A 23,652-nucleotide genomic window follows, 5' to 3' on the forward strand; every position below is an offset into this window, starting at 1 on the left:
CAGCTCACTCCTTTTTCTTATTTTGTCCTTTGACATAATCCTTGTCGAAAAGAAATAGTCGTACCAATAAGTAAATCGAAGGAACTAGCAAAATGAAACCTAGAATGAACACGACGATGAGAGAAATTGCCATTGCTTCATTCGTAAACCCGTCCTGTATCGTTAAATGAGGATACAAGAGGTATGGGTAATGTGAGATTCCATATGCATAAAATGCAAGTGCAAACTGTCCGACCAAGAGCCAAACAGCCATTCCATAATTTTTTTGTTTCCATAGTAACCAGACGGTTGCCGCCCATAGTATTGCTGAAAGTGCGAACATCCACCATAAATCTAAAATGCGTTCGAAATGTGCTGGGTTATGAGAGCTTAATTCGAATATAATTCCACCTGCAGCGACTATCAATGGAATAGCCCATACAAGCGCATATTTTCGCATTAACTTCGTTGCGCCAATGTCACCAGCTTTATGTGCATACCAGGTGAGGAAAACTGCAGATATATATAATACAGCCGCAATCGCTAGGACAACAATCGACCATGATAAAGGACTTGTAAATAATGCCCAATAATCAAGAACAGGTTGACCGTCAACGATCGATACAAATCCTCCTTCTGTAATTGCAAGTACTACAGATAATGAGGCAGGTACGAGCAAGCCTGCGATTCCATACATAAAGGCGTAACCTTTATGTCCCCTCGTTCCATACGTTTCAAAGGCATAATAGGAGCCTCGAATTGCCATCAAGATAATCGCAAGACTACCTGGAACGAGGAGAATCGTACCAAAATAGAAAGCTGTCTTTGGAAAGAACCCAACGATTCCGACAAAGAAGAAAACGAAGAATACGTTCGTGACTTCCCATACTGGCGACAAGTAGCGTTGAATAATTTTCGATACAATATGTTGTTTGCCTGAAATAATACTGTAAGCATTAAAGAAACCAGCTCCGAAATCAATCGATCCGAGTATTACGTAACCAAACAGAAACGTCCATAAAACGGAAACACCTATAATTTCTAAACTCATTTCTCTTCACCCCCTAGTTTTGCTTCATAGCGTTCAAGCTCCAAATCTACAGGGTTATTTTTAAAGATTCTACGAAGAACTACTACCGTTCCAACTCCTAATATTAGATACAAGGTTGCAAATAAGATAAACATTAATCCTACATGATCACTTGAGGTCGCAGCTTCATCTACCGTCATTATTCCACGGAGAATCCATGGCTGTCTTCCAACCTCAGTCATCCACCAACCAGCTTGTATTGCAAGGAAGGATAGTGGTCCACCAAGAACGATGAGCCAGCGGAACCAATTTGTTTTTACAAAAGTCCATGAAAGTCTCGTTCCTAGCCAATATATAAGAGCTAGTAAGATCATAAACATACCAATTGTCACCATGGCATCAAAGAAATAATGGATAATAAGTGGTGGCGTTTCTTCTTCTGGAAACTGGTCTAACCCAATTACTTCTGCAGTAGGGTTTCCATGCGCCAAAATACTTAATGCAAACGGAACTTTAATTGCATATTTAACTTCTTTATCTTCATCTAAAAGTCCATATAATACGAGTGGCGCGCTTCCTTCTGTTTCAAAATGCCACTCAGCAGCAGCTAATTTTTCCGGTTGGTATTCTGCTAAATATTTACCAGAAAAGTCACCAATCACTGCTGTAGCAATAGCAAAGACAAGTCCAACCTTCATTGTCATATGCAATGCTTTTTTATGGTAAACGTGGTTTGAACCTTTAATTAATTTATACGCTGCAATTGCTGCAAGCATAAATGCTGCTGTCATGTATGCTGTTGCTAAAACGTGTGAAACTTTTGTAGGCATAGCCGCAGTAAACATAGCTAGTAACGGGTTAGCATTCACTAATTGACCGTTGATTAGGTCAAAGCCTTGTGGAGCATTCATGAACGCATTTACAATCGTAATAAATACTGCCGAAAATCCTGCACCGATGACCACTGGAATCAGTAACAAGAAATGCTTCCGTGGCGCAAATCGACCCCAAGTATACGAATAAATTCCTAAGAAGATTGCTTCAAAGAAGAATGCAAAAACTTCCATAAATAGTGGGAGTGCAATAATATTACCTGCAAGCTCCATAAAGTTAGGCCATAATAATGAAAGCTGCAATCCAATGATTGTACCAGTAACTACTCCAACAGCTACTGTAACAAGAAATCCTCGTGCCCAGCGTTTCGCCATTAAAATATAATGATAATCATTTTTCTTAATTCCCATCCAATGCGCAATCATAATAAATATCGGCACACCAACACCAATTGTTGCGTAAATGATGTGGAAAGAAAGAGTAAGTAATGTTAGTAATCTACTTGCGAATACTGGATCATCAAATAACAAGTTGCATCCGCCTCCTCAGTTTGTGGTTTATTTATGCTATAGGTATTACAATTAGGTTCTATTATATTGTGAATAGATACACATACATCTTTCTATTTTACCTTATAAGATAATCGAATACGTAATTAGATATGACAAAATTGCAAACACGTAGTGACTTATTTGTGAAGATGATTACAAAACTGTTATTGACTCGGAGGAATCATCCTTCTTTCTTGATGCATACGTTATGTATTAAGTTTTACCAATTATTCTATTTTTATTGATCATCCTAGCGGCTATTAATAACGATAACTAATGATTCATTCCCCTTTATGTAATAAAACTAACTATTGTTTTCATAAATTGTTTTTTTATTTGTGATGGAGGAGTTCTATCGGTCATCAATTTTGCTCCAGTCGATTTTGTTAGCCGATAGACTGGTTTTATCGGCCATCAATTTCGCCCCAGCCGATTTTGTTGACCGATAGATTGATTTTATCAGCCATCAATTTTGCTCAAGCCAATTTTGTTGGCCGATAGACTGGTTCCATCGGCCACCAATTTCTCTCCAGTCGATCTTGTTGACCGATAGATTGGTTTCATCGGTCATCAATTTCACTGCAGCCGATTTTGTTAGCCGATAGACTGGTTTCATCGGCCATCAATTTTACTCCAGTCGATTTTGTTGACCGATAAACTGGTTTTATCGGTCATCAATTTCACTGCAGCCGATTTTGTTAGCCGATAGACTGGTTTCATCGGCCATCAATTTTTATCCAGTCGATTTTGTTGACCGATAAACTGGTTTTACCGGCCACCAATTTCGCTCCAGCCAATTTTGTTGACCGATAGGCTGGTTTCATCGGCTATCAATTTCGCTCCAGTCGATTTTGTTGACCGATAGGCTGGTTTCATCGGCCATCAATTTCGCTCAAGCCAATTTTGTTGACCGATAGACTGGTTCTATCGGTCACTAATTTCGCTCAAGCTATTATTGTCGACCGATAGAATAATTTCACCAGATTCCATAACATAAAAAACTAAATAATCACGTGCTCATTCAAAGTACGTCATTCTATTATTGTCTTTTTTCAAGAAATTCCTTAAAAGAATCTCTCGGATTCTTCTTTCTCTAAGAACTGCACACCATTCATAAATATTCCTCGTGGTCACTTTACTTTCAGGAAAGAGTACCTTAAACTCCTCTACACAACGAAGTACTGCCGCATCTACAGGCTCACTAAAACTACATTCTTTACAAACGTAGTACATTCTCCCGACTACTCCTGAAAATGAATCACACTCCAAACACGGTATCCCCTTCCGTAATTCCTCAAAACTATACTCAGGAACTCGTGTATAAATCGACTCACTCACATGCAATCCAACCAAGCGATCGGCAATCCTTTTATGATGCTGCATAATTTTCCCGGGTGCTGAATTCAAATTTTCTATAAACCGATCAAGTTGATTACGAAAGATGATTGGTTTTTCAATTGGTGCTTGATATAAAACGAAACTGGGATTTATAAATACAACGTAGGAATTAATTTGTAGTTTAATGCCTTGAGTTCGGAGTAGTTGTTGGAGTAGAGATTCTGTGCGATTTAACTGATGCAGTGGATTAATCACTTCGAATCTAGGTCTACGGAAAAGTTTGTCTGTGCTCGATTCATAAATATAATCTCCTTCAAAGTTTTTAACTTCAAAAATATGGAGTTTATCCTGGGTAATAATTAGGGTATCAATTTGAAAGGTAGTGGAATTTACTTCAAATAATAAATCATTCAAAACGAGGTGTTCATGTGAGAGTTTTTCCAAGAAAGTATCAAAGACAGTTTCACCTGCATAGCCCTTAGTCAGGCTGGAATATTGCTTTGATAAAGTTGAGTCTAAAGTCATACGTTTTCTCAAATAATTTAGAGGTATCCATTCAGTGGGTTTCGTTCGAGGTTTGTAAATCATAAGCCACATCCTTACTAAAAGTTTACTAGTATTATAGCACGGCACCAAACTACAGTAAATTTTTTCCAAATCCACGAACAATTAAAAAATCAACATCAAAAACAGTCATAATTTCCAATTCCCAGGCGAATAAATCTACATAAAATGACAAAACATTACTTTTTAATCAAAATATGATTTTACCATTCATTTAAGTGGCGTTTTCCTTTATACTAGAGAAGGATTAAATTGAGTATAGGAGATTGATAGTTATGGAGAAGTTACAGCTAAGGATAACAACAGTTATTGGAATTCTCCTGTTGGGTATATCTTTACCATGGATAGTACAAGCAGAAGAAACAATCACAGTGAGTGATCACGCAGAAAGACAGACAAGTATCGAATTATTCGATTTAAATAAATCGATGAAGAGGTTTACATATGATTCAGGTTTTCACTTTGAATATCCAGATGCTGTAAGAGGGATTTATGTAACTGGAAATTCAGCTGGTGGAGCAAGATTTGAGAGCTTATTAAATTTAATCAACACAACAGACTTAAATTCAATGGTTATCGATATTAAAGAAGACCATGGATACTTAACCTATATTCCAGAAGAAGGTTCACCATTTGCAGACATTGCACAGAACTTTATTTCTGATCCAGAAGATCTGATGGGGACATTAGAAGAAAATGAGATTTATCCAATTGCTAGAATCGTAGTATTTAAAGATTCGGTTCTTGCAAAAGAAAGACCTGATTTATCCTTTACTGAAAATGGAGAGGTTTGGGTAAATAATCGCGGAGAAGCTTTCGTAAATCCATTTGAAAAAGAAGTATGGGAGTATAACGTAGAAATTGCAAAAGAAGCTGCGAAAATGGGCTTCAAGGAAATCCAATTTGACTATGTACGTTTCCCAGAAGGCTTTGAAAATAAAGATGAATCACTTGGTTATACACTTGGTGATTATGAAGATTTAGATATGAATAATATTAAAAAACGTGTCGAAGCAGTTACTGATTTTGTTGCATATGCACGTGAAGAGCTTTCACAGTATGATGTAGAAGTTTCTGTAGATATCTTTGGTTATGCTGCAACGCTTGAAGAGACACCAGGAATCGGACAAAACTTCTCACGTATTTCTGAAAACGTGGATGTCATTTCATCGATGATTTATCCAAGTCATTGGACAAGTTACTTTGGTATTGAAAAACCTGATACCGAGCCATATCGCTTGGTCGATGAATATGCAAAAGTAGAAAACGAAGTCCTTGGAAAATTGGACGATCCACCTGTTTCAAGACCATGGTTACAAGACTTTGAGGCACCTTGGTTATATAGTGGCCCGACATTCCAATATGGAAAAGCAGAAGTAGAGGCGCAGATTCGAGCACTCTATGAAAATGGAATTAATGAATTTTTACTTTGGAACGCTGGAAATGTCTATACAGAGAATGTTGATTACCTGATAGGTAAAGAATAAAAATAATCTCAATTAATTTAGTTTTACGGGTTTATTTGAGAAAAGACAGGGAAGTATAGAAGATAGATAACAACATGTTGATAAATGTTGAAGTTATGCTAATAAATGTTGAAAACACCTACTTTTTTATTGACATTTGTAGTATACTGTAATAAGAGTTTATTTAAACTTATTTTAATTTAATAGTTAAAGTAGGTTTGAAAAAATGCTACGTATCGGAAGAAAAATTATTGAGGAGTGAAGTACATGGTAACACTTTATACCTCACCAAGTTGTACATCCTGCAGAAAAGCCAAAGCATGGCTGGAAGAGCACGACATTCCGTTTCAAGAGCGTAATATTTTCTCAGAATCACTAACGATTGATGAGATTAAAGAGATTTTACGCATGACTGAGGATGGAACTGATGAGATTATCTCCACAAGATCGAAAGTTTTTCAGAAGCTAGATGTTAACATCGAGCAATTACCAATGCAGGATTTATTTGATCTTATACAAAAGAATCCTGGTTTATTAAGAAGACCAATCATCCTAGATGAGAAGCGACTACAGGTTGGTTATAATGAAGACGAAATTCGTCGTTTTCTACCGAGAACGGTTCGTACGTTCCAATTAAGAGAAGCTCAAAAGATGGTTAACTAGAAGATTTAATTGAATAAAACAATAAAGCACAGGACAATATGTCTTGTGCTTTCATTATTTTTAAAGTGTATAATAACCAAAACTTTCCCAACTTACTAAGAAAAGTAATCAATCATTTCTCGCCGAAACGTTGCAAATGAAATAAAATTATATTTATAGGCATAATCATTTCCAAATGACCATAATTTATCATACAATGGCTATAAGCAAGTAGTAGATGTTTCATAATCCAAATATGTGATAAAGGTATAGTAGATAAATATATAATCAACCTTCGTGATAAAATATATTTTAAGCACAAACATCTTTCTATTTGAAAGGAGAGGTAAAAAGATGGAAATCGAAAGAATTAATGAAAATACAATTAAATTCTATATTTCGTATATTGACATTGAAAATCTGGGATATGAACGTGAAGAAATCTGGTACAACCGAGAGCGCAGTGAACAGTTATTCTGGCATATGATGGACGAGGTAAATAATAAAGAGGATTTCACTCCTGATGGACCATTGTGGATTCAAGTGCAGGCAATGGAAAAGGGACTGGAAGTTATTGTTACCAAAGCCAAAGTTTCAAAACAAGGCGACCACTATGATTTAGATGAAGAGGACGAGAATGATCTGGAACTTTCAGGTGATGAAAAGATTGAGGATATCTTAGAAAACACTTTTGGTAAGAGTGTAGAAGAAGAATCTGAGCCTGAAGAAGATACTGGATTCCATGAAGAAAAACTATGGATGATGTTTAACTTTGATGATTTTGAACATCTCATTCAACTTAGCCACTACATGAAGAGTGATTACGAGATTCAAGAAGAGACATTGTATAATTACAGAGATAAATATTATCTATATGTCCAATTCAGTGCGGATGCACTAGATGATGATGACCTCTTAGATAATATAACAAGTAAAATACTAGAGTTTGCTAACAACTCGAATATTTCATTACATGTACTTGAAGAGTACGGCAAAAAGATTATTGAAGACAACACATTCTCTACTATAAGTAAACATTTCCCAATTCAAAAATAGACATCGTAAATTGATGTCTATTTTTTTACTTTTATTTGCAGGATTTTCACACATCCTGTCGAATAATAAGTTACATGGAGGTGTTTATAGTGTTACAAGCCATAACGATGGATGGTGAACGCATTACCCCTGCAAGGATGCCAAAAGAAATGCTGCGGCAATTAAAAAAAGAGAACGATCAATTCTATTGTCCAAGCTGCAAAGAAAAAGTGATTTTGCGAGCTGGCAACAAAGTCATTGCACATTTTGCTCATATGGCAAATACGAATTGCATTGCTTCAGGTGGCGAGGGACCTTATCATGAAAAAGGAAAACTTTTACTCTATGAATGGTTCTTAAGACAAAACTTATCAGTTGAGCTTGAAAAATATCTTCCAGAATTAAAACAACGACCAGATTTTTATATTCATCTAAATAACCGTAAGATTGTAATAGAATACCAATGTGCGAGAATTTCCTTACCTGAAATTATAAACAGAACGAATGGCTACAAAAAGCATGGTATTGATGTCATTTGGATTCTAGGTGCAAAGCTTTTCAAGCGACTAGGTAATCAAATCTTTAAATTAGATTCCTTTAGCCAATCAATGCTTCATCAATTTTCTCCCGAGTACCCACTAAGTATCTTCTACTTCTGTCCAGAAACAAACAAGTTAATTAAACTTCAAAACTTATCTTTTCTTAATAACACACATGTACTTGGTAAATTAACGATTCACTCATTAAATAATATTAACTTTATAGAGCTATTTACCCCACACTTTTTAACGGAAAGAGAACTCATATATGGCTGGGAGCGAGAGAAAAAACGATTTCGCTTTAGACGGCGAGGCAGGCTATACGGTGAAGAGCTACAATGGCATCAATGGCTTTATTTAAAAAAGCTCTATATCGAGCAATTACCTCCCATTATCCACTTACCAGTACCTTCAAGTTACCTTATAAAAGTTCCAACTTGGAATTGGCAAAGTAGATTGATCTATGACATTCTTCAACCTCTACACATTTACGGAAATTTATCTCTTACTTCATGCAGACATCTTTTAAGAAAATATCTCCTTCCAATCGAGAATTTTCCCTTGATAAATAATGAACAAGACCCAATTCTAGAATATCTCCGCCTACTCACTAAACTTGGCTATCTGGAAGAAATCTCTCTAACACATTTCAGAAAGCAAAAGGATTTAGATGATGACTCTCAATCAAAACTACCTCAACAAAGCGATGCAGCAATACTCAAAGAAATATTTCAAAAAAATGAGCCAAAATCCGAGCATAGTCGGGTGATATTTCGGTATACTAAATAATATCCCAATTCTTTATTAAAAATTATTAGATTACTTAAAGAATTGGAAGTTAAAAATTAATTATTTTAGAGGGATATTAAGATAAATCTAGAATAATGTTAGTAGGAGAATAGAGGAGGAATTTTAATATGTCAAAAGCTACAAAAGAATTAAAAGCAAGAAAAGATGTTCCAGAGGATTTAACATGGAGATTGGAAGATATCTTCGCTTCGGATGAGGCTTGGGAAGAAGAGTTAAAGCAACTTCAAGAAGATATTCCACAAGTAGCAGAATTCCAAGGGAAATTAGCGGAGTCAGCAGATACGTTATTTGCTTTACTAAAGAAGCAAGATGAAATTTCAGGTCGCTTAGGAAAACTATATACATACGCTCGTATGCGTTATGACCAGGATACAACAAATGGTTTCTATCAAGGATTAAATGCACAGGCTGACACAGTATTAACGAAAGCATCAAGTGCAATGAGTTATATCGTTCCCGAAATTCTAGCAATGGAAGAAGGGAAAGTAGAAGCATTTTTAAATGAAAATGAAGAATTACAGCTATATAAAAAGGTATTAACAGATATTACGAATAAACGCCCTCATATTTTAAGTGAAAAAGAAGAGGTTCTTCTAGCTGAAGCATCAGAAGCTTTATCTACTGGATCACAAGCATTCGGTATGTTGAATAATGCTGACCTTACTTTCCCTTCGATAAAAAATGAAGATGGGGAAGAGGTAGATGTTACTCATGGTCGTTATTCAACATTCTTAGAATCCAAAGATCGTCGTGTTCGAGAAGATGCGTTTAAGGCCGTTTATGAAACGTATGGTAAGTTCAAAAATACGTTCTCTGCTACATTAGGTGGAAATGTGAAGAAAGATAATTTCGTTGCTAAAGTACGTAAATATGATTCTGCACGCCAAGCAGCGCTTAGCAATAACCATATTCCAGAAGATGTTTATGACAATCTAGTTGAGGCAGTAAATGAAAGATTGCCATTACTTCACCGTTATACGGAATTACGTAAGAAAGTACTTGGAGTCGATGAGCTTCATATGTATGATTTATATACACCACTAGTTACAGATGTAGATATGAAGGTACCTTATGAAAAGGCGCAAGAATACCTTTTAGAGGGGCTTAAACCACTAGGTGATGATTACCAATCGATTCTAAAAGAAGGCTTTGCTAACCGTTGGGTCGATGTAGAGGAAAACAAAGGGAAACGCAGTGGAGCATACTCTTCTGGTACTTATGGAACAAACCCATATATCTTAATGAACTGGCAAGATAATATCAACAACACATTTACTTTAGCACATGAATTCGGTCATTCTGTGCATAGTTATTACACAAGAAAAAATCAGCCATATCGTTATGGTAACTACTCCATCTTTGTAGCTGAAGTTGCGTCAACAACAAACGAAGCATTATTGAATGATTATTTACTAGAAAACTTAGAGGATGAAAGAGAAAAGTTATATATTCTTAATCATTTCCTAGAAGGATTCCGTGGTACTGTTTTCCGTCAAACAATGTTTGCTGAATTTGAGCATGACATTCATGTGCGAGCTCAAAACGGTGAAGCTCTTACTGCTGAAAAACTCACAGAAATTTATTACGAACTAAATAAAAAATATTATGGTGATGCTGTAGTTAGTGATGAAGAGATTGGTCTCGAGTGGGCTAGAATTCCTCATTTCTATTACAACTACTATGTATATCAATACGCTACTGGTTATTCTGCTGCAACAGCGCTTGCGAAGCAGATCCTTGAAGAAGGGGAGCCAGCTGTTGAAAGGTATCTTGATTTCTTGAAAGCAGGTAGTAGTGATTACCCAATCGAAGTGCTTAAAAAAGCTGGAGTAGACATGAATTCTAAACAGCCAATTCTTGACGCACTTGATGTATTCGAAGAGAAATTAAATGAGATGGAAAAATTGTTATTAAAATAAGAAAAAAGGGAGTTGCATTTGATGCAGCTCCCTTATCGCATTCTATGGTAATATCTTTTTCGACCTCGCATGGAATGGAGCAATAAATAAATGGAAATGAATAATATTGGCAGCGTAATAAACAATGGGATAAGTTGCATTAAGCCAATGATATTTATAAAGATGGCAGCTAGTAACAATAAAAGCAATAAAAGAAACTGCACACATACTCACTCCTTCGCATAAATGGGATTAGTATAAGATATGCTTGTAATTTTAAATTATACGATATATGAACAATTTGTGAATTAACACACAAAGTTATTGCCTAATTTAGGAACACTTGCTAAGATAGAATCATAAGTTGAAACAAACAAAACCCCTTTTGTTTGATCATGAAACTTTCTCCCATCCCCTTTGTATTTATACAAAGTTGGACTTTAAGATATACACTGCCCTGTATATCTTATTTTTTTTGATTTTTTAATGTAGTCTTTTAACTGAAATGATATTTTCATTAAAAAAATAGAGGCAAGTTTAGTTCGTGAACATTTTGTGAAATATAGCACATAACTATTGTAATTCAGATTATCACTTGGTAAGATAGAATCATAAGTTGAAACAAACAAAACCCCTTTTGTTTGATCATGAAACTTTCTCCCATCCCCCTTTGTATTTATACAAAGTTGGACTTAAGATATACACTGCCCTGTATATCTTATTTTTTTTGAACTTTTTTAGAACCTCGCCAAATCTCTTAAGTTTATCAGTCGATAAAAGTTTGAAGAGAGAAAATGATAAGGGATATGAATTAGAATAAATAAAGATGACTATTTTGTGAACTAATGCACGAATGATTGAAATTTACTATTTCCACTGTTACTATAGTGTTATAAGTTAAACAAACAAAACCCCTTTGTTTGATTAGAAACTTTCTCCCATCCCCCTTTGTATTTATTACAAAGATCGGTAAGGATACACGCTGCCCCGTGTATCCTTATTTTTGTGTTTAAAACTCCATTAAAAAAAGACTGGAACAATAATCCAGTCTTTTTTACACTTTTGGCTTCCAATAGACTCCATAGTCACTTGAGATCATCTCTACCTTTTGTTTAAATTGTAACTTCTTCATTTCTCTTTTAATTCTTTCAATCGGCCAGTCATATATAATTGCTAATTCTTTTGAACTTACAATCGAATATTGGTTAACAAATACCTCAAGTGGAAGTTTTGTCGATGGAATTGGTTGGTATTGTAAAGCATCACTTAATACCTGTTCATAAATTTCATAAGGATATAGACCAGAAACTTTAATTCCATGTTCTTCTACCATTTGATTGAAAAAGACAATCGTTGGAAAATAATCGACATTCATTTCATTTGTTAAACGCATATCACATTCATATGCTCTTTTTGCAGAAGTAGAGAAAATATCCTTTTCAAATTCTTGCATATCTATATTTGCTTCAGATGCACATTCTAATAATGTGTCTAAGTTGCTTATATTTTTCTTTTCGAGAAATAGGCTTTCTTGAATTCGATTCAAAAAGTTTTTCCCTGCCCTTTTTCCTTGTAGTTCAGCCGCTTTAATCGCTAGCGAAGTTAACCAAGGCTCATCAATATCATAAGTTGCACTATTTTCAGCGATTGCTTCTAATGCCGACTTATTATTCAATTTTTCATTTTCTAAAACAGTCAATGGATTACTAACAATTGTTCTAAATGTAAAGAAACGACCATATTCCATCGTTAATTTCTTTAAGAAAGTTTGTAATGACCAACATACCTCTGAAAAAGGATCAATGAACACGTAAATTTCAACAGGTTTTTTTACATAATTCATATAGCTGTTGTAATTCTTTGGTGTGTTTGCGCGATTTAAACTTGATAGGTCGTGCTGCTGCCAAGTCACATCGAATTCTCCCTTCTCTTATTCTGGCGTATTCATCATATGATTTGCAGTTAATGTTAATCTTTCAAACATTGCACTTCGATAAGGTTCTTCTATACCAGCTTCTTCTATTGCTTCATCCATACAGCTTAACCAAGCATCTCTACGGCTAGGTGTGATGGGAAAGGGTAAATGCCTTCTCCTCATCATTGGATGCCCTCGTTCTTCTTCATAAAGGCGTGGGCCACCAAAGAATTGCGTTAAAAAAAGCGTTTGCTTTCTAGCTGTCTCTGTTAGGTCTTCTGGAAATATAGGAATCAATAATGGATGCTTTGCGACTTTACTATAAAAGTTATCGACAAGTTTCTCAATTGCTTCGTAACCGCCAATCGCATCGTATATTGATCGATGTTGTATATCCTTCATCATGTAACTCCTTATTTATTATATAGGAAACTATAAAATTTGACTTTTGTGGCTAACTCTATACTTGAGTGATAGCCACGTCCGGCTCCAGCGCCCAACGACTATCAAACTTCACACTTCTTCAATCGATAAGTCAACATCGACTCACTACGTTCGCCGTGTTTCCTTTATCTCAAAGAGAAGGGGAAGTTCAACTAAGAACGCCACATCACGTGGCAACGTTGAACCACCCCACGTCCTGTGGGGCGCAGTTTGTACGTCGCTGAACGGGCGCTTACGCCTTTGTTCTATTATTGTAGCAACAGATTTTTTTATCGGCAAGAAATCTGATTATATGAGACTACTTACTTGAACGATTGAAAAAACCTTGCAATTTTATTTGGCGTGTCTCTAACGGGAATTTGATATTCGCTTAAAAGCGCTTCAAATACGCGTTTACCAGTCGTAAAGTCATCTGCTTCCAACTCTAACTCATAATCATCTTGTTGATTATATTTGCTATAGTCTAGCACGAGTAACACATTTTGGAATTTGATTTCACGTCTTTCTGTTTCGAGACTACCAAAATATTTGAAATCCTCTACGGGAATTTGTAATTTTTCTAGTTGTTTACTAGTATGTGGTTTAACTACAGGAGTTCCTTCGATCCACTGTGTCGCTTCTTGTTTTGTCAAAGCATCATGTGTTTCGAGTAATCCTGTTTCATATGGTTCTTTTAAGGTTAGTGTATATTTGTTATTTTTCTCCCGGATTCTTAAGGCACTATGTTTTTCTTTTAAACGAAAGTCTTCTGTCTCAAAATAGAAGTTCGTTTGTTTATCAGCAGTCTTAGGAAAATTAAGCTCCGTAAGTAAGTGATTAAACTCTGAAACTGTTAATAAGTTTTTAAATTCAATTTCAATTTCTTGTGCCATAATTTCTCCTCCGTTGTAGTGATTATATATCAATATTTAATTTTCTCAAGAAATATGCAATAAATAGCCTTTTTCATATCATATGGTAAAATAAGATAGAAATAATTTTAAAATAAAAATGGAGTGATGTCTATGAATTGGGAATTATTTCTTGCTCCCTATGCTCAAGTAGTAGAGGAGTTAAAAGTTAAATTAAAAGGGATGCGGTCTCAATTCTCTCACGAGTCGATGCATTCACCAATTGAATTTATTACTGCTAGAGTAAAACCAATACCTAGCATTTTGGAGAAGGCCGAGCGAAGACAAATACCATTAGATAAAATAGAAGAAGAAATTCAAGATATTGCTGGAATCCGTGTGGTCTGCCAATTTGTAGACGATATTTACACGGTCGTAGAAATGTTACAGTCGAGAAGTGATTTTAAAATTATATCTGAAAAAGACTATATTGCAGAGAAAAAGAAAAGTGGCTATCGTTCCTATCATATGACGATACAATATCCTGTTGAAACGATTCATGGTAGAAAATTAGTTTTAGCTGAGTTACAAATTCGTACACTCGCAATGAACTTCTGGGCAACAAATGAACACTCGTTAAATTATAAATATGCTGACCAAATACCAGAAGAAATCGAAGAAAGATTAAAGCTAGCTGCAGAAGCTGCTTTTAACCTAGATGAAGAAATGTCAAAAATGAAAAAAGAAATTCAAGAAGCGAATAGAATTTTTCATCGTTTATAGAAAAAGGATTATATAGGTAGAGTAGAAGGGGAGGAGAACTATTTGAAGTTTGTTGTCGTATCAAGAGATGATGACCGATCTCGAACAATTAAATCAACGATCATCAATTACTTAACAGATTTTTCACTAGAATACGATGTAGACACACCTGATTTAGCTATATCAGTCGGGGGAGATGGAACATTCCTTGAGGCTTTTCATCGTTATCAGCATCGTTTAAAAGATACTTCTTTTATCGGGATCCATACAGGTCACCTTGGATTCTATGCAGATTACACGCCAGATGAAATTGAAAAATTAGTAATTGAAATTGCAAAAACCCCATACCAAAAAGTAGAATATCCATTATTAGAAGTAATTATTCGAACAAAATCTGGTGAAAAAGAAGAGCGTTTAATCGCATTAAATGAGGCAATGATTAAAACAGCTGACGGGTCTTCGGTAGTTTTAGATGTAGAGATTAAAGGAGAGCACTTCGAGACATTCCGAGGGGATGGTATTTGTTTATCAACTCCATCGGGAAGTACTGCTTATAATAAAGCATTGGGAGGCGCAATCCTTCATCCATCATTTGAAGCAATCCAGCTTACAGAAATGGCTTCCATCAATAATCGTGTGTTCCGAACGATTGGCTCGCCGTTAATTTTACCAAAACATCATACATGTATGCTTAGACCTGTGCGCGATAGTAACTATATGATTTCATTGGATCATACAACAATAAATTATTCAGATGTAAAATCCATTCAATGCCGTGTTGCGGATGAGAAGATTCAGTTTGCTCGCTTCCGTCAATTTCCTTTTTGGAACCGAGTGCGTGACTCCTTTGTATCAGATGGCAGAAGTTGATTTATTCTTAGAGAGGGTTGCTGGAAGATGAAGTGGATGATTGAAGCTGAACACGACGGGATGATCGTGCGTGATTATTTACAGAAAGTACGTGGATTGTCGCGACGAATTTTAATCGCTGCTAAGTCTGATAGAGGAAAAATTATCCTCAACGGAAACCCAGTAACTGTTCGTGCGTCTCTACATTCTGGAGATAAACTGGAAGTCACTCTTCCTGTAGAAAAGATTAGTGATTATTTATTTCCTGTAAACATGAATCTAGAAATCGTATATGAAGATGCTGCAGTGCTCGTCCTAAATAAACAAGCAGGAATAGCGACTTTACCATCACCCCTACATAAGTCTAGCACAGTAGCGAATGGGATTCTTTGGCATTATCAACAAATAGATAATCCAAACACTGTTCATGTTGTAACGAGGCTAGACCGAGACACATCAGGATTAATTTTGATTGCAAAAGAACGTTTAAGTCATAGTCTACTTTCAAGAAGTCAAAAGGAATTTGGGATTGAACGGAAATATCAAGCGATAGTAGAAGGTAGGCTTGAAAACAAAATCGGGACAATTAATGCACCAATTGGTAGAAAAGCGAATTCAATTGTGGAAAGAGAAGTTACAGAAACAGGGAAAGAAGCAATTACACATTATGAAGTACTTCAAGAATGGGAAAATTACGCGTTACTTTCAATTGAACTTGAAACGGGAAGAACACACCAAATTCGCGTTCATTTTTCTCATGTAGGCTGCTCGTTAGCTGGCGATGATTTATATGGGGGAACGAAAGCAGTAATTGATCGCCAAGCACTGCATTGTTCTGAAATTAAGTTTCGTCATCCATATACAAATGAATTATTGGAATTTAAAATTGAATTACCAAAAGATATAAAAATAGCGATAGAAAAAGTAAATTCAGGAAGCTACGATTAATCAAACTTCCTGAATTTTTCTATTTGGAACGGTTGCTTGGAAGGTACGGAAACGACTGTTTTTTCTGGTAAACGAAAAGCTGTTAAGGTATTACCAAAAACACAGCCAGTATCAATATTAATCGTGTTATTTACAATCCGAGCTTCTTTAACTGGAGTGTGCCCATAAACAACCCAGCGCTTTCCATGATAATGCTTTGCCCAGTCTCGTCGAATTGGTTTTCCATCTTCATCAAACTTTCCCGTGATATCACCATAGAAAACGAAAGTACGTACTTTAGCATCGGTTCGATTGAAAAACTCTTCTTTTATTCCTGCATGTGCAATAACTGCATTTACTTCGGGTACATGTAAATATAGTGGAGCTTGTTCATAGAGTTCGATAAATTGCTTGCGTACTATCTGTTTTTCTTTTTGATTTAACCCGTGATATTCTGCTACAGTAGTTTCCAGACCATGACGCTGTTGCACATTATTTCCTTGAAAGAATCGATAGAGCTTATTGCAATGATTCCCTGGAACATATTTCGCCGTATTCTCTTTAACCACCATTTGATGGACCAAACGGATGACTTCCAATGAATTAGGCCCGCGATCTGTTATATCACCTACAAAGACAGGAATTCTCCCATCTGGATGAAGGTAACTATTATTGGTTAAAGTGTAATCTAATTTTTGAAAAAGTGCATGGAGCTCATCAATGCAACCATGTACGTCACCAATCACATCAATTTTCACGATACCACCCCTTCTTGCTATTATTGTACACAAAAATGTATATAATATCACTTGATGAGGGTAGTGCTTGATTTTAATCGGTCGACAAAAATGGTTTCGTTAATTTTGTTAGCCGATAAAGTGATTCTATCGGTCGACAAAAATGGATGCGTTAATTTTGTTAGCCGATAAACCCGTTCTATCGGTCGACAAAAACGGTTGTGTTAATTTTGGTGGCTGATAAACCGATTCTATCGGTCGACAAAAATGGATTCGTTAATTTTGATAGCCGATAAACCCGTTCTATCGGTCGACAAAAATGGATTCATTAATTTTGATAGCCGATAAACCGAGTCTATCGGTCGATAAAAGTGGTTTCGTTAATTTTGTTAGCCGATACACCCACTCTATCGGTCGGTAAACTGTGCAGATAGAATTTAGTGACCGATAAGAACATTTTGTTGGTCGCTAAACATAGGTGATTGAATATAGTGACCGATAAAAGCATTTTGTCGGTCGCTAAAACCAGGTGAATGAATATAGTGACCGATAAAAGCATTTTGTTGGTCGCTAAAACCAGGTGATTGAATTTAGTGACCAATAAAAGCATTTAATCGGTCGCTAAATCAAATGAGCCAAAATAGTGACCGATAAAAAGAATTACCGCAAGCACTCCCCCAATAACCCTCAGATAAAGGTGGAGGTTTAGTCCGTTTTGTTTTATTATTTGATGAAGAGGTAAGTAAATGTAATGAGATGTCGTTGGCGAAGAGAGGATGACCTTAAATGACAAACACCGAAGAAAGATACGAAGAAAAATATAAAGAAAATATAAAAGCTGATTGGAATAAGTTAAAACAATCATTAATTGATGATGAACTAAGGGCATTTAGAAAATATTTCTTCACCATGCATACTTATGAACAAGCAAGCTTTTTTCTGGAGCAGGATAAAGACTTAAGAATGAGGATGTATGCCTTTTTATCTCCAGACGAATTTGCTGAAATTCTTGAAAGTATGGATATGGAAGGTACGATAGATTATATTACAGAAATGGATCCCCGCTATGCTGCAACAATTCTATCAGAGCTTCCAGCGGATGATGCGGCAGATATCTTAAATCTACTTGAAAAAGAAGAACTCGTCAGTTTCCTAACAATGATGGATCAAGAAACTGCAGATGAAATTAAAGGTTTAATGCATTACGAAGAAAAAACTGCCGGAAGTATCATGACAACGGAGTTTATTGTTCTTCATGAAAAACAAACCGTTGAAGAGACGATGCAATTTTTGAAAGAAAAAGCACCTGATGCCGAGACGATTTACTATTTATATGTCGTTAATGAAGCAAAGCATTTAGCCGGAGTGCTTTCGATTCGTGATTTGATTATCTCCGATCACGATGTAAGGATAGAAGAAATTATGAGTGAAAAAGTTATTGCTGTATCCGTTGCGAAAGACCAGGAAGAAATCGCTCAACTTTTCAGAGATTACGACTTCCTAGCTGTACCAGTTGTTGATTTTCAAAATCATTTATTAGGGATTATTACGGTCGATGATATTCTCGATGTTATGCAAGAAGAAGCATCTGAGGACTATTCTTTACTTGCTGGGGTATCAGAGGATGAGAAACATACAGACACAGCGTTTCAATCCGCAAAGAAACGTTTGCCATGGTTGATTATTTTATTATTCCTTGGAATATTTACCGCAAGCCTTATTTCTACATTTGAAGACACACTCAACCAAGTCGCAGTCCTAGCCATTTTCATTCCTTTAATTGCTGGGATGGCCGGAAACTCTGGTACACAGTCATTGGCTGTTGCAGTCCGTGGAATTGCTACAGGAGATTACCAAAAGCAAGGAAAAGGTAAAATGATTCTACGTGAAGCAGGTACAGGCCTCATCACAGGTTCTGTTTCAGGTGTAATTATTATGGGTGTTATCTACTTTTGGCAAAGTAATATATATTTAGGGATACTAGTAGGATTTTCAATCATGGCCTCACTTGTCGTTGCTACATTAGCTGGTTCGTTGATTCCGCTACTCATGGACCGATTAAATATTGATCCTGCCGTAGCTTCAGGACCATTTATTACGACAATCAATGATATTATTTCAATTCTTATTTACTTTGGAATGGCAACGACCTTTATGAGCTATCTTGTTTAATAGAAGTAAATAATTCATAACGCTTACTAAAGATTCGCATATACTGATTGGGAATCATTCTAACCTAAAAGGAGTGGGGATTTTGCCTAATGACAAGTATGCGAAAGCGCCAAAACTGTATATACACCAAAATAACTTAAAAGAAGTTAAGGCTAATATGCAGCACAACTATAGATCATCAAAAAGTAAGGAAGCTTCTGAAGAGAATGTGGGTAGTGAAGAGAGAAGTGAGCGGAGAATAATTACCAGACGACGCACACGTGCAGATTATGATGATGAACCTACGAATGACCAAACGGATGAGATTATAAAAGATAACATAGAAAAAGTGGAAGAACCACAAGAAGAAAAGGAAAGAAAATCATTTTCAGAAATGACCATTCAAGAAAAACTAATTCGCTTAACAAATAAATCCGAGTTTGCGCCTAAATTAAATTGTATGATTAAAACAGAAGACAAAACGTACCGCGGAATTATTTTAAGTTATGAGAATGAAGAAGTGATAATTCAAAGTGGAAGAAGAGGCATAAAGCTTCATGAAAATGATATAAAAACAATTCAAATCTTGAGCCTTTAAGAAATGGACAAGAAAAAGTGCAAGCGTCACAAAGTATGTAACTAATGGAGTCTACATACTTTAATAGTGACACTTGCATTTTTAATTCTTCAAGCAACATGATTAGTTGTTGAACACTCTAATAGCAGGCAAGCATGTAACATGACAGAAGCAATTTAAATCTACAGTGATACAGATTCCAGTAGCGGCTAAGTGTTTTGTTTTTTGGTCTGTTGGATCTTTTAACTCTCCATAACCGCAAAGCTGATCAGGAGCTAGTAATAATTCTAATACTGCACAACCTTCATCATCTATGCGTTTCACACGGAAGATAAAGCTTGCTTCGATTTTTCCGATTTTATCATCATTTTTACGATCTGCCCCAAATCCTTTAAACGGTTTGCAACCATCTTTACAGTATAAAATTACAGGTACTGTGTCTTTATTACTTCCATTATCCGTCTCGCCTAATAAATCATTGATTGACTGTTCACAACTTGTGCTACAACATATTTCTTGCACATCTCGTTGTGCAGCAACAATGTCCTTTAAGACATCAATTACGCAATTCCCGGTATTATGACCACTTCCACAACCACAGCTCATAAACAATATCTCCTTTCGAAATATAATGACTTTCTTTAATAACATATGTACAAATAAGTGGTTGGTGTGGGCAAATTTTGTTGATTATACGTGGTGAATTGTAAGTTCTAGCCATTTTAAAATTTAAATAAAATATAACGTAAATAAATGTTTAGAAATCTTTACAATCGGGTAAAGAGTAATATATAACCGACATACTTAGTAATAAAGAAACGAAATATTTCGTGAAGGGGGAGTTCATAATGGGCTATATTTTACCAGTGGAGCGATATCAATATAATGATTATCACATCAGAGATCTGAAGGGACCTACAGATATAGAAGCTGTTGAAAGACCTTTTAAAACATTCTTAGAAAAGCAACATGGTGAGATTGTACATGAATATAATCGCCTTAATCCAAGTGCTTATAAAATGACACCTTTACATCCCCAGGTTACGTCAGTGAATCCGATGATTTATGCTGAACTCACTGGAAAAGGACAAGAAATTAATGAAACAATATAAAGAAATGGGATAGATAATCTTCTAAAAGCAGAAGACTAACTATCCCATTTTTGATGATTTCGGTTTAGATAAGGGAAGACCAATATATCCCTATCTTTCTGGTATTCCACATGAAAAACTTCGGACACATCATTATAATCTTGCTTCTTCAATTCCTCAATTAACCATTCTTCCGTCAGATTTTTCTCTTTCAAATTATCGTATATAATCTCACCATCATTAACTAATGTTATTGGTAAATAATTTGTTTTAGCTGCTAGTTTCATGTCTTTTCTAGTTGGTGTTTGGAAATCAGATTTTTTCATTACAGAAATCGTCCCATTGGTTTCTAGAAAAGCAAACTCAACTTCTTCCAGAGAAAAGACATCCTTTGCTCGCAGCATATGTTGTAATTGATTAACATCCAATTTATTCTTTTTCATTTCATCCCTAATTAACTTACCATTATATATGACAATTGCTGGGTTTCCCTCAAGAAAATATCGAGTACGTTTAAATTTTTGAGTAATTAATTCTGTGAAATACATTAAACTACCCCAAACTACAACAACAAACCCAATCTGAGGGAGGCCGATATTTTCATCGAAAAGTGCATTTCCTATTAGCTCACCAAGAATTAATGCTGAAATAAAATCGAAGGCTGTAATTTGGGATATTTGGGTTTTCCCTAATATTTTTGTTAAAGCAAATAAACAAAGAAAACCAAAAATTAAATCTGTAAACATTCCAAGATATGAATTCAATCTATCCCCTCCAATCCAGCATATTTTAACCAGTTCTCGGAGGATTATGTAATAAAAAAGACTGAAACCCATTGATTGAGTTTCAGCCTTTTATATAAATATTCGTTTTATAATTGTTTAACCATTGTAACATGAGGAATCCCAGCATCCATAAATTCTTCTGAAACGGTTTCATATCCAAGCTTTTTATAAAATTCTTGGGCATGTGTTTGCGCATTTAACTTAGCTTTTTTATATCCGTTCTCACGAATTTTTGCTTCCATGTGCTGAATGATCTCTTTTCCAATGTTTTTACCACGGTATTCTTTAAGAACACAAATCCGTTCAAGCTTGCCGTATTCATCGACAAAACGGAGTCTACTAGCTGCAACAGCTTCGTCTTCATGATAAGAAATAAAATGAATTGCAGTTTCATCATGTGCATCAAGTTCTTCTTCAGGTGGAACTTTTTGTTCTTCCACAAATACAATCATTCGAACGCGGAAAGCATCTTCGCGTTCTTTATCTGTCATAACTTGTCTTACAGTCATAGGCGTCTAGTCTCTCTTAAAGACGAAAGTTTCATGTACCGTCCATGAACCATTCTCTAATTGATATAATAATTGGAAGCGATCCATCGTATCTTCATAATTATGACTTTCCATATTGAACCTACCAAGGATATCTGTAAATTCATTATGAGATAATTCCTGTGCTAAAGTAACATGTGGAACAAATGGATGCTTTCTTGTGTTTTCAAATACACCAGATTGAAGTTTTTCTTCTAGCTCAATAATTTCATCTGAAGGCTCGACTTTAAAATAAATTGCATTTGTCGTCGGTTCAAAAGAACTAACCTTGTTGATGTTGATTTTAAACGGTTCTGTATTTTGAGCTATATCTTTTAGTGCAGCAATTACTTCATTCATTTTACCTTCTGGGATTTTAAATTTATCCTTTAGTGTAATGTGTGGTGGAATCATTGCATAACGCGGGTCATATCTTTTTCTATAGGAATTTGCTACGTCTTGAATCTCTTTTGATGGAAAATAAGCGATACCGAAATTCATTTTAAAACCCTCCAGTATAGTTTTTTTAAACATTTACTATAATTGTAATTTTTATTATAGCAAATATCCTTGAATAAGCTAGGATAGTATCTAGAAATTATTGTTAAATTAAAGTATTCTTAATCAATCATCGTTGTCAAAGAGCGAACCATATCTTGTTGCCAGTACTTCCACGTGTGTTCGCCATCTTCAAGTTCATGATAAATATAATTAGGGCCTTTTTCTTCTAAAACTTTTTTTAACTCCCGATTTGGTGTTAATAAATCAGCAGTTTTGCCATCTGTAAGCGCAGCTTTATCTTCTTTTTCCCCAATTACATGATAAATATCAAGCGCTGTAATATCTTTTTTGTTTTTGACACGTTCAATAACTGTGTCATCAATGAATGGTGAATGTAAAATCACTTTGCCAAATGTATTTGGAAAGCGAGCTGCTGTGAGTAATGAAAATGTTCCAGCGAGTGAATCACCCATTAAGATTCTTGATTTGCCCATATGGTAGGTTGGGATAATATCATCTAACAATGGTACAACTTCATTAAAGATAAACTTTGTAAACGCTTCATATTGTTCGCCATTAGGATGATATTTTGCCCTACGATCCTCAGCATCTTTATAATGAATACCAGCAAAAATAGTGTTCGCTATTTCATAATCATCATGCAACTGGTCACTATATGTTGCGACTCTTCCCATTTGAAAATAATCATCTCCATCAAGCATAATGCAAATATTATACTTATATAGGTCGGAAAAAGTTTCTGGATAATAAATTTTGATGACTTTTGTTTCGTCTAGATATTTACTGTGAATCTCCTTATCAACCATTTTCCCTTTTCTCGCCACGTACTTACACCTCGATTGTAGTCTA

General features: G+C 35.4%; 23 protein-coding genes. 11 read left to right on the forward strand and 12 right to left on the reverse strand.

Features of this window, described 5'->3' with window-relative positions:
- Positions 1-4 precede the first annotated feature (4 nt).
- The 3 genes from ACXYMZ_RS07080 to ACXYMZ_RS07090 form a co-directional block, all read right to left on the reverse strand.
- Positions 5-1,030 (reverse strand): cytochrome d ubiquinol oxidase subunit II, encoded by a 1,026-nt coding sequence (locus ACXYMZ_RS07080; protein WP_458947684.1) that lies wholly within the window; start codon positions 1,028-1,030, stop codon positions 5-7.
- A complete protein-coding gene (locus ACXYMZ_RS07085) occupies positions 1,027-2,373 on the reverse strand; it encodes a cytochrome ubiquinol oxidase subunit I (protein ID WP_458947685.1) in 1,347 nt (448 codons plus the stop codon). Before ACXYMZ_RS07085 ends, ACXYMZ_RS07080 begins: the two co-directional genes overlap by 4 nt.
- Before the next feature lie 1,038 nt (positions 2,374-3,411).
- Positions 3,412-4,320, reverse strand: coding sequence for a nuclease-related domain-containing protein (locus tag ACXYMZ_RS07090; protein WP_458947686.1), 909 nt, complete (start codon positions 4,318-4,320; stop codon positions 3,412-3,414).
- A 251-nt stretch (positions 4,321-4,571) separates the two neighbouring features.
- Between ACXYMZ_RS07090 and ACXYMZ_RS07095 the strand changes: the two genes are divergently transcribed.
- The 5 genes from ACXYMZ_RS07095 (at position 4,572) to pepF (ending at position 10,707) form a co-directional block, all read left to right on the forward strand.
- On the forward strand, positions 4,572-5,783 hold the full coding sequence (locus tag ACXYMZ_RS07095; protein WP_458947687.1) for a putative glycoside hydrolase: 1,212 nt from the start codon (positions 4,572-4,574) through the stop codon (positions 5,781-5,783).
- 246 nt (positions 5,784-6,029) lie between these two features.
- Positions 6,030-6,425: a transcriptional regulator SpxA gene (spxA, locus tag ACXYMZ_RS07100; protein ID WP_458947688.1), complete on the forward strand. Its 396-nt coding sequence runs from the start codon at positions 6,030-6,032 to the stop codon at positions 6,423-6,425.
- 333 nt (positions 6,426-6,758) lie between these two features.
- Entirely contained in the window at positions 6,759-7,460 is a 702-nt protein-coding gene (mecA, locus tag ACXYMZ_RS07105; RefSeq protein WP_458947689.1) for an adaptor protein MecA, read from the forward strand.
- An 89-nt stretch (positions 7,461-7,549) separates the two neighbouring features.
- Positions 7,550-8,767 carry a competence protein CoiA gene (locus tag ACXYMZ_RS07110; protein ID WP_458947690.1) on the forward strand — a complete coding sequence of 406 codons (1,218 nt, stop codon included), beginning with the start codon at positions 7,550-7,552 and terminating at the stop codon, positions 8,765-8,767.
- A 128-nt stretch (positions 8,768-8,895) separates the two neighbouring features.
- On the forward strand, positions 8,896-10,707 hold the full coding sequence (gene pepF / locus ACXYMZ_RS07115; protein ID WP_458947691.1) for an oligoendopeptidase F: 1,812 nt from the start codon (positions 8,896-8,898) through the stop codon (positions 10,705-10,707).
- 1,033 nt (positions 10,708-11,740) lie between these two features.
- Here the strand turns inward: pepF and ACXYMZ_RS07120 are convergent.
- The 3 genes from ACXYMZ_RS07120 to ACXYMZ_RS07130 all read right to left on the reverse strand — a co-directional run bounded on the left by ACXYMZ_RS07120 (position 11,741) and on the right by ACXYMZ_RS07130 (position 13,917).
- Complete coding sequence (locus ACXYMZ_RS07120; protein ID WP_458947692.1) at positions 11,741-12,598, reverse strand: ClpXP adapter SpxH family protein; 858 nt, start codon at positions 12,596-12,598, stop codon at positions 11,741-11,743.
- 18 nt (positions 12,599-12,616) lie between these two features.
- Positions 12,617-13,003, reverse strand: a complete 387-nt coding sequence (locus ACXYMZ_RS07125) for a globin domain-containing protein (RefSeq protein ID WP_458947693.1) — start codon at positions 13,001-13,003, stop codon at positions 12,617-12,619.
- Positions 13,004-13,347: 344 nt separating this feature from the next.
- On the reverse strand, positions 13,348-13,917 hold the full coding sequence (locus ACXYMZ_RS07130) for a CYTH domain-containing protein (protein WP_458947694.1): 570 nt from the start codon (positions 13,915-13,917) through the stop codon (positions 13,348-13,350).
- Positions 13,918-14,049: 132 nt separating this feature from the next.
- Here ACXYMZ_RS07130 and ACXYMZ_RS07135 point away from each other — a divergent pair, with 132 nt between their 5' ends.
- Genes ACXYMZ_RS07135 through ACXYMZ_RS07145 form a run of 3 tightly spaced genes read left to right on the forward strand, consistent with a single transcriptional unit; the run spans position 14,050 to position 16,434 of the window.
- Complete coding sequence (locus ACXYMZ_RS07135; RefSeq protein ID WP_458947695.1) at positions 14,050-14,658, forward strand: GTP pyrophosphokinase; 609 nt, start codon at positions 14,050-14,052, stop codon at positions 14,656-14,658.
- 42 nt (positions 14,659-14,700) lie between these two features.
- On the forward strand, positions 14,701-15,507 hold the full coding sequence (locus tag ACXYMZ_RS07140) for an NAD kinase (RefSeq protein ID WP_458947696.1): 807 nt from the start codon (positions 14,701-14,703) through the stop codon (positions 15,505-15,507).
- Positions 15,508-15,534: 27 nt separating this feature from the next.
- The gene (locus tag ACXYMZ_RS07145; RefSeq protein WP_458947697.1) at positions 15,535-16,434 is read left to right on the forward strand and encodes an RluA family pseudouridine synthase; all 900 of its coding nucleotides are present in this window, start codon (positions 15,535-15,537) and stop codon (positions 16,432-16,434) included.
- Here the strand turns inward: ACXYMZ_RS07145 and prpE are convergent.
- Entirely contained in the window at positions 16,431-17,171 is a 741-nt protein-coding gene (prpE, locus tag ACXYMZ_RS07150; protein WP_458947698.1) for a bis(5'-nucleosyl)-tetraphosphatase PrpE, read from the reverse strand. The two genes, ACXYMZ_RS07145 and prpE, sit on opposite strands and share 4 nt — an antisense overlap.
- Positions 17,172-17,936: 765 nt before the next feature.
- On the opposite strand from prpE, the gene mgtE reads away from it, so the two are divergent.
- Complete coding sequence (gene mgtE, locus ACXYMZ_RS07155; RefSeq protein ID WP_458947699.1) at positions 17,937-19,322, forward strand: magnesium transporter; 1,386 nt, start codon at positions 17,937-17,939, stop codon at positions 19,320-19,322.
- 82 nt (positions 19,323-19,404) lie between these two features.
- Entirely contained in the window at positions 19,405-19,899 is a 495-nt protein-coding gene (locus ACXYMZ_RS07160; protein ID WP_458947700.1) for a CotO family spore coat protein, read from the forward strand.
- A 102-nt stretch (positions 19,900-20,001) separates the two neighbouring features.
- Here ACXYMZ_RS07160 and ACXYMZ_RS07165 read toward each other — a convergent pair whose 3' ends face one another.
- Positions 20,002-20,484, reverse strand: coding sequence for a CotY/CotZ family spore coat protein (locus ACXYMZ_RS07165; protein WP_458947701.1), 483 nt, complete (start codon positions 20,482-20,484; stop codon positions 20,002-20,004).
- 242 nt (positions 20,485-20,726) lie between these two features.
- Between ACXYMZ_RS07165 and ACXYMZ_RS07170 the strand changes: the two genes are divergently transcribed.
- Positions 20,727-20,990, forward strand: coding sequence for a hypothetical protein (locus ACXYMZ_RS07170; RefSeq protein WP_458947702.1), 264 nt, complete (start codon positions 20,727-20,729; stop codon positions 20,988-20,990).
- A gap of 35 nt (positions 20,991-21,025) precedes the next feature.
- On the opposite strand, the gene ACXYMZ_RS07175 is transcribed toward ACXYMZ_RS07170, so the two are convergent.
- The 4 genes from ACXYMZ_RS07175 to ACXYMZ_RS07190 all read right to left on the reverse strand — a co-directional run bounded on the left by ACXYMZ_RS07175 (position 21,026) and on the right by ACXYMZ_RS07190 (position 23,627).
- Positions 21,026-21,733: a DUF421 domain-containing protein gene (locus tag ACXYMZ_RS07175; RefSeq protein ID WP_458947703.1), complete on the reverse strand. Its 708-nt coding sequence runs from the start codon at positions 21,731-21,733 to the stop codon at positions 21,026-21,028.
- Positions 21,734-21,840: 107 nt separating this feature from the next.
- Positions 21,841-22,263, reverse strand: coding sequence for a GNAT family N-acetyltransferase (locus ACXYMZ_RS07180; protein ID WP_458947704.1), 423 nt, complete (start codon positions 22,261-22,263; stop codon positions 21,841-21,843).
- Between the two features lie 6 nt (positions 22,264-22,269).
- The gene (locus ACXYMZ_RS07185) at positions 22,270-22,782 is read right to left on the reverse strand and encodes a YjcG family protein (RefSeq protein WP_458947705.1); all 513 of its coding nucleotides are present in this window, start codon (positions 22,780-22,782) and stop codon (positions 22,270-22,272) included.
- Between the two features lie 119 nt (positions 22,783-22,901).
- Positions 22,902-23,627, reverse strand: coding sequence for an alpha/beta hydrolase (locus tag ACXYMZ_RS07190; protein ID WP_458947706.1), 726 nt, complete (start codon positions 23,625-23,627; stop codon positions 22,902-22,904).
- Between the last annotated feature and the right edge of the window lie 25 nt (positions 23,628-23,652).

Source organism: Oceanobacillus sp. CAU 1775 (genome assembly GCF_054482815.1).

Bases quoted from the DNA above. Each gene is read 5' to 3' on its own strand.
- ACXYMZ_RS07165 (WP_458947701.1), bottom strand. From the start codon at position 20,484: ATGAGCTGTGGTTGTGGAAGTGGTCATAATACCGGGAATTGCGTAATT.
- mgtE (WP_458947699.1), top strand. From the start codon at position 17,937: ATGACAAACACCGAAGAAAGATACGAAGAAAAATATAAAGAAAATATA.
- ACXYMZ_RS07180 (WP_458947704.1), bottom strand. From the start codon at position 22,263: ATGACTGTAAGACAAGTTATGACAGATAAAGAACGCGAAGATGCTTTC.
- spxA (WP_458947688.1), top strand. From the start codon at position 6,030: ATGGTAACACTTTATACCTCACCAAGTTGTACATCCTGCAGAAAAGCC.
- ACXYMZ_RS07185 (WP_458947705.1), bottom strand. From the start codon at position 22,782: ATGAATTTCGGTATCGCTTATTTTCCATCAAAAGAGATTCAAGACGTA.
- ACXYMZ_RS07135 (WP_458947695.1), top strand. From the start codon at position 14,050: ATGAATTGGGAATTATTTCTTGCTCCCTATGCTCAAGTAGTAGAGGAG.
- ACXYMZ_RS07130 (WP_458947694.1), bottom strand. From the start codon at position 13,917: ATGGCACAAGAAATTGAAATTGAATTTAAAAACTTATTAACAGTTTCA.
- ACXYMZ_RS07080 (WP_458947684.1), bottom strand. From the start codon at position 1,030: ATGAGTTTAGAAATTATAGGTGTTTCCGTTTTATGGACGTTTCTGTTT.
- mecA (WP_458947689.1), top strand. From the start codon at position 6,759: ATGGAAATCGAAAGAATTAATGAAAATACAATTAAATTCTATATTTCG.
- pepF (WP_458947691.1), top strand. From the start codon at position 8,896: ATGTCAAAAGCTACAAAAGAATTAAAAGCAAGAAAAGATGTTCCAGAG.
- ACXYMZ_RS07145 (WP_458947697.1), top strand. From the start codon at position 15,535: ATGAAGTGGATGATTGAAGCTGAACACGACGGGATGATCGTGCGTGAT.
- ACXYMZ_RS07125 (WP_458947693.1), bottom strand. From the start codon at position 13,003: ATGAAGGATATACAACATCGATCAATATACGATGCGATTGGCGGTTAC.
- ACXYMZ_RS07090 (WP_458947686.1), bottom strand. From the start codon at position 4,320: ATGATTTACAAACCTCGAACGAAACCCACTGAATGGATACCTCTAAAT.
- ACXYMZ_RS07095 (WP_458947687.1), top strand. From the start codon at position 4,572: ATGGAGAAGTTACAGCTAAGGATAACAACAGTTATTGGAATTCTCCTG.
- ACXYMZ_RS07170 (WP_458947702.1), top strand. From the start codon at position 20,727: ATGGGCTATATTTTACCAGTGGAGCGATATCAATATAATGATTATCAC.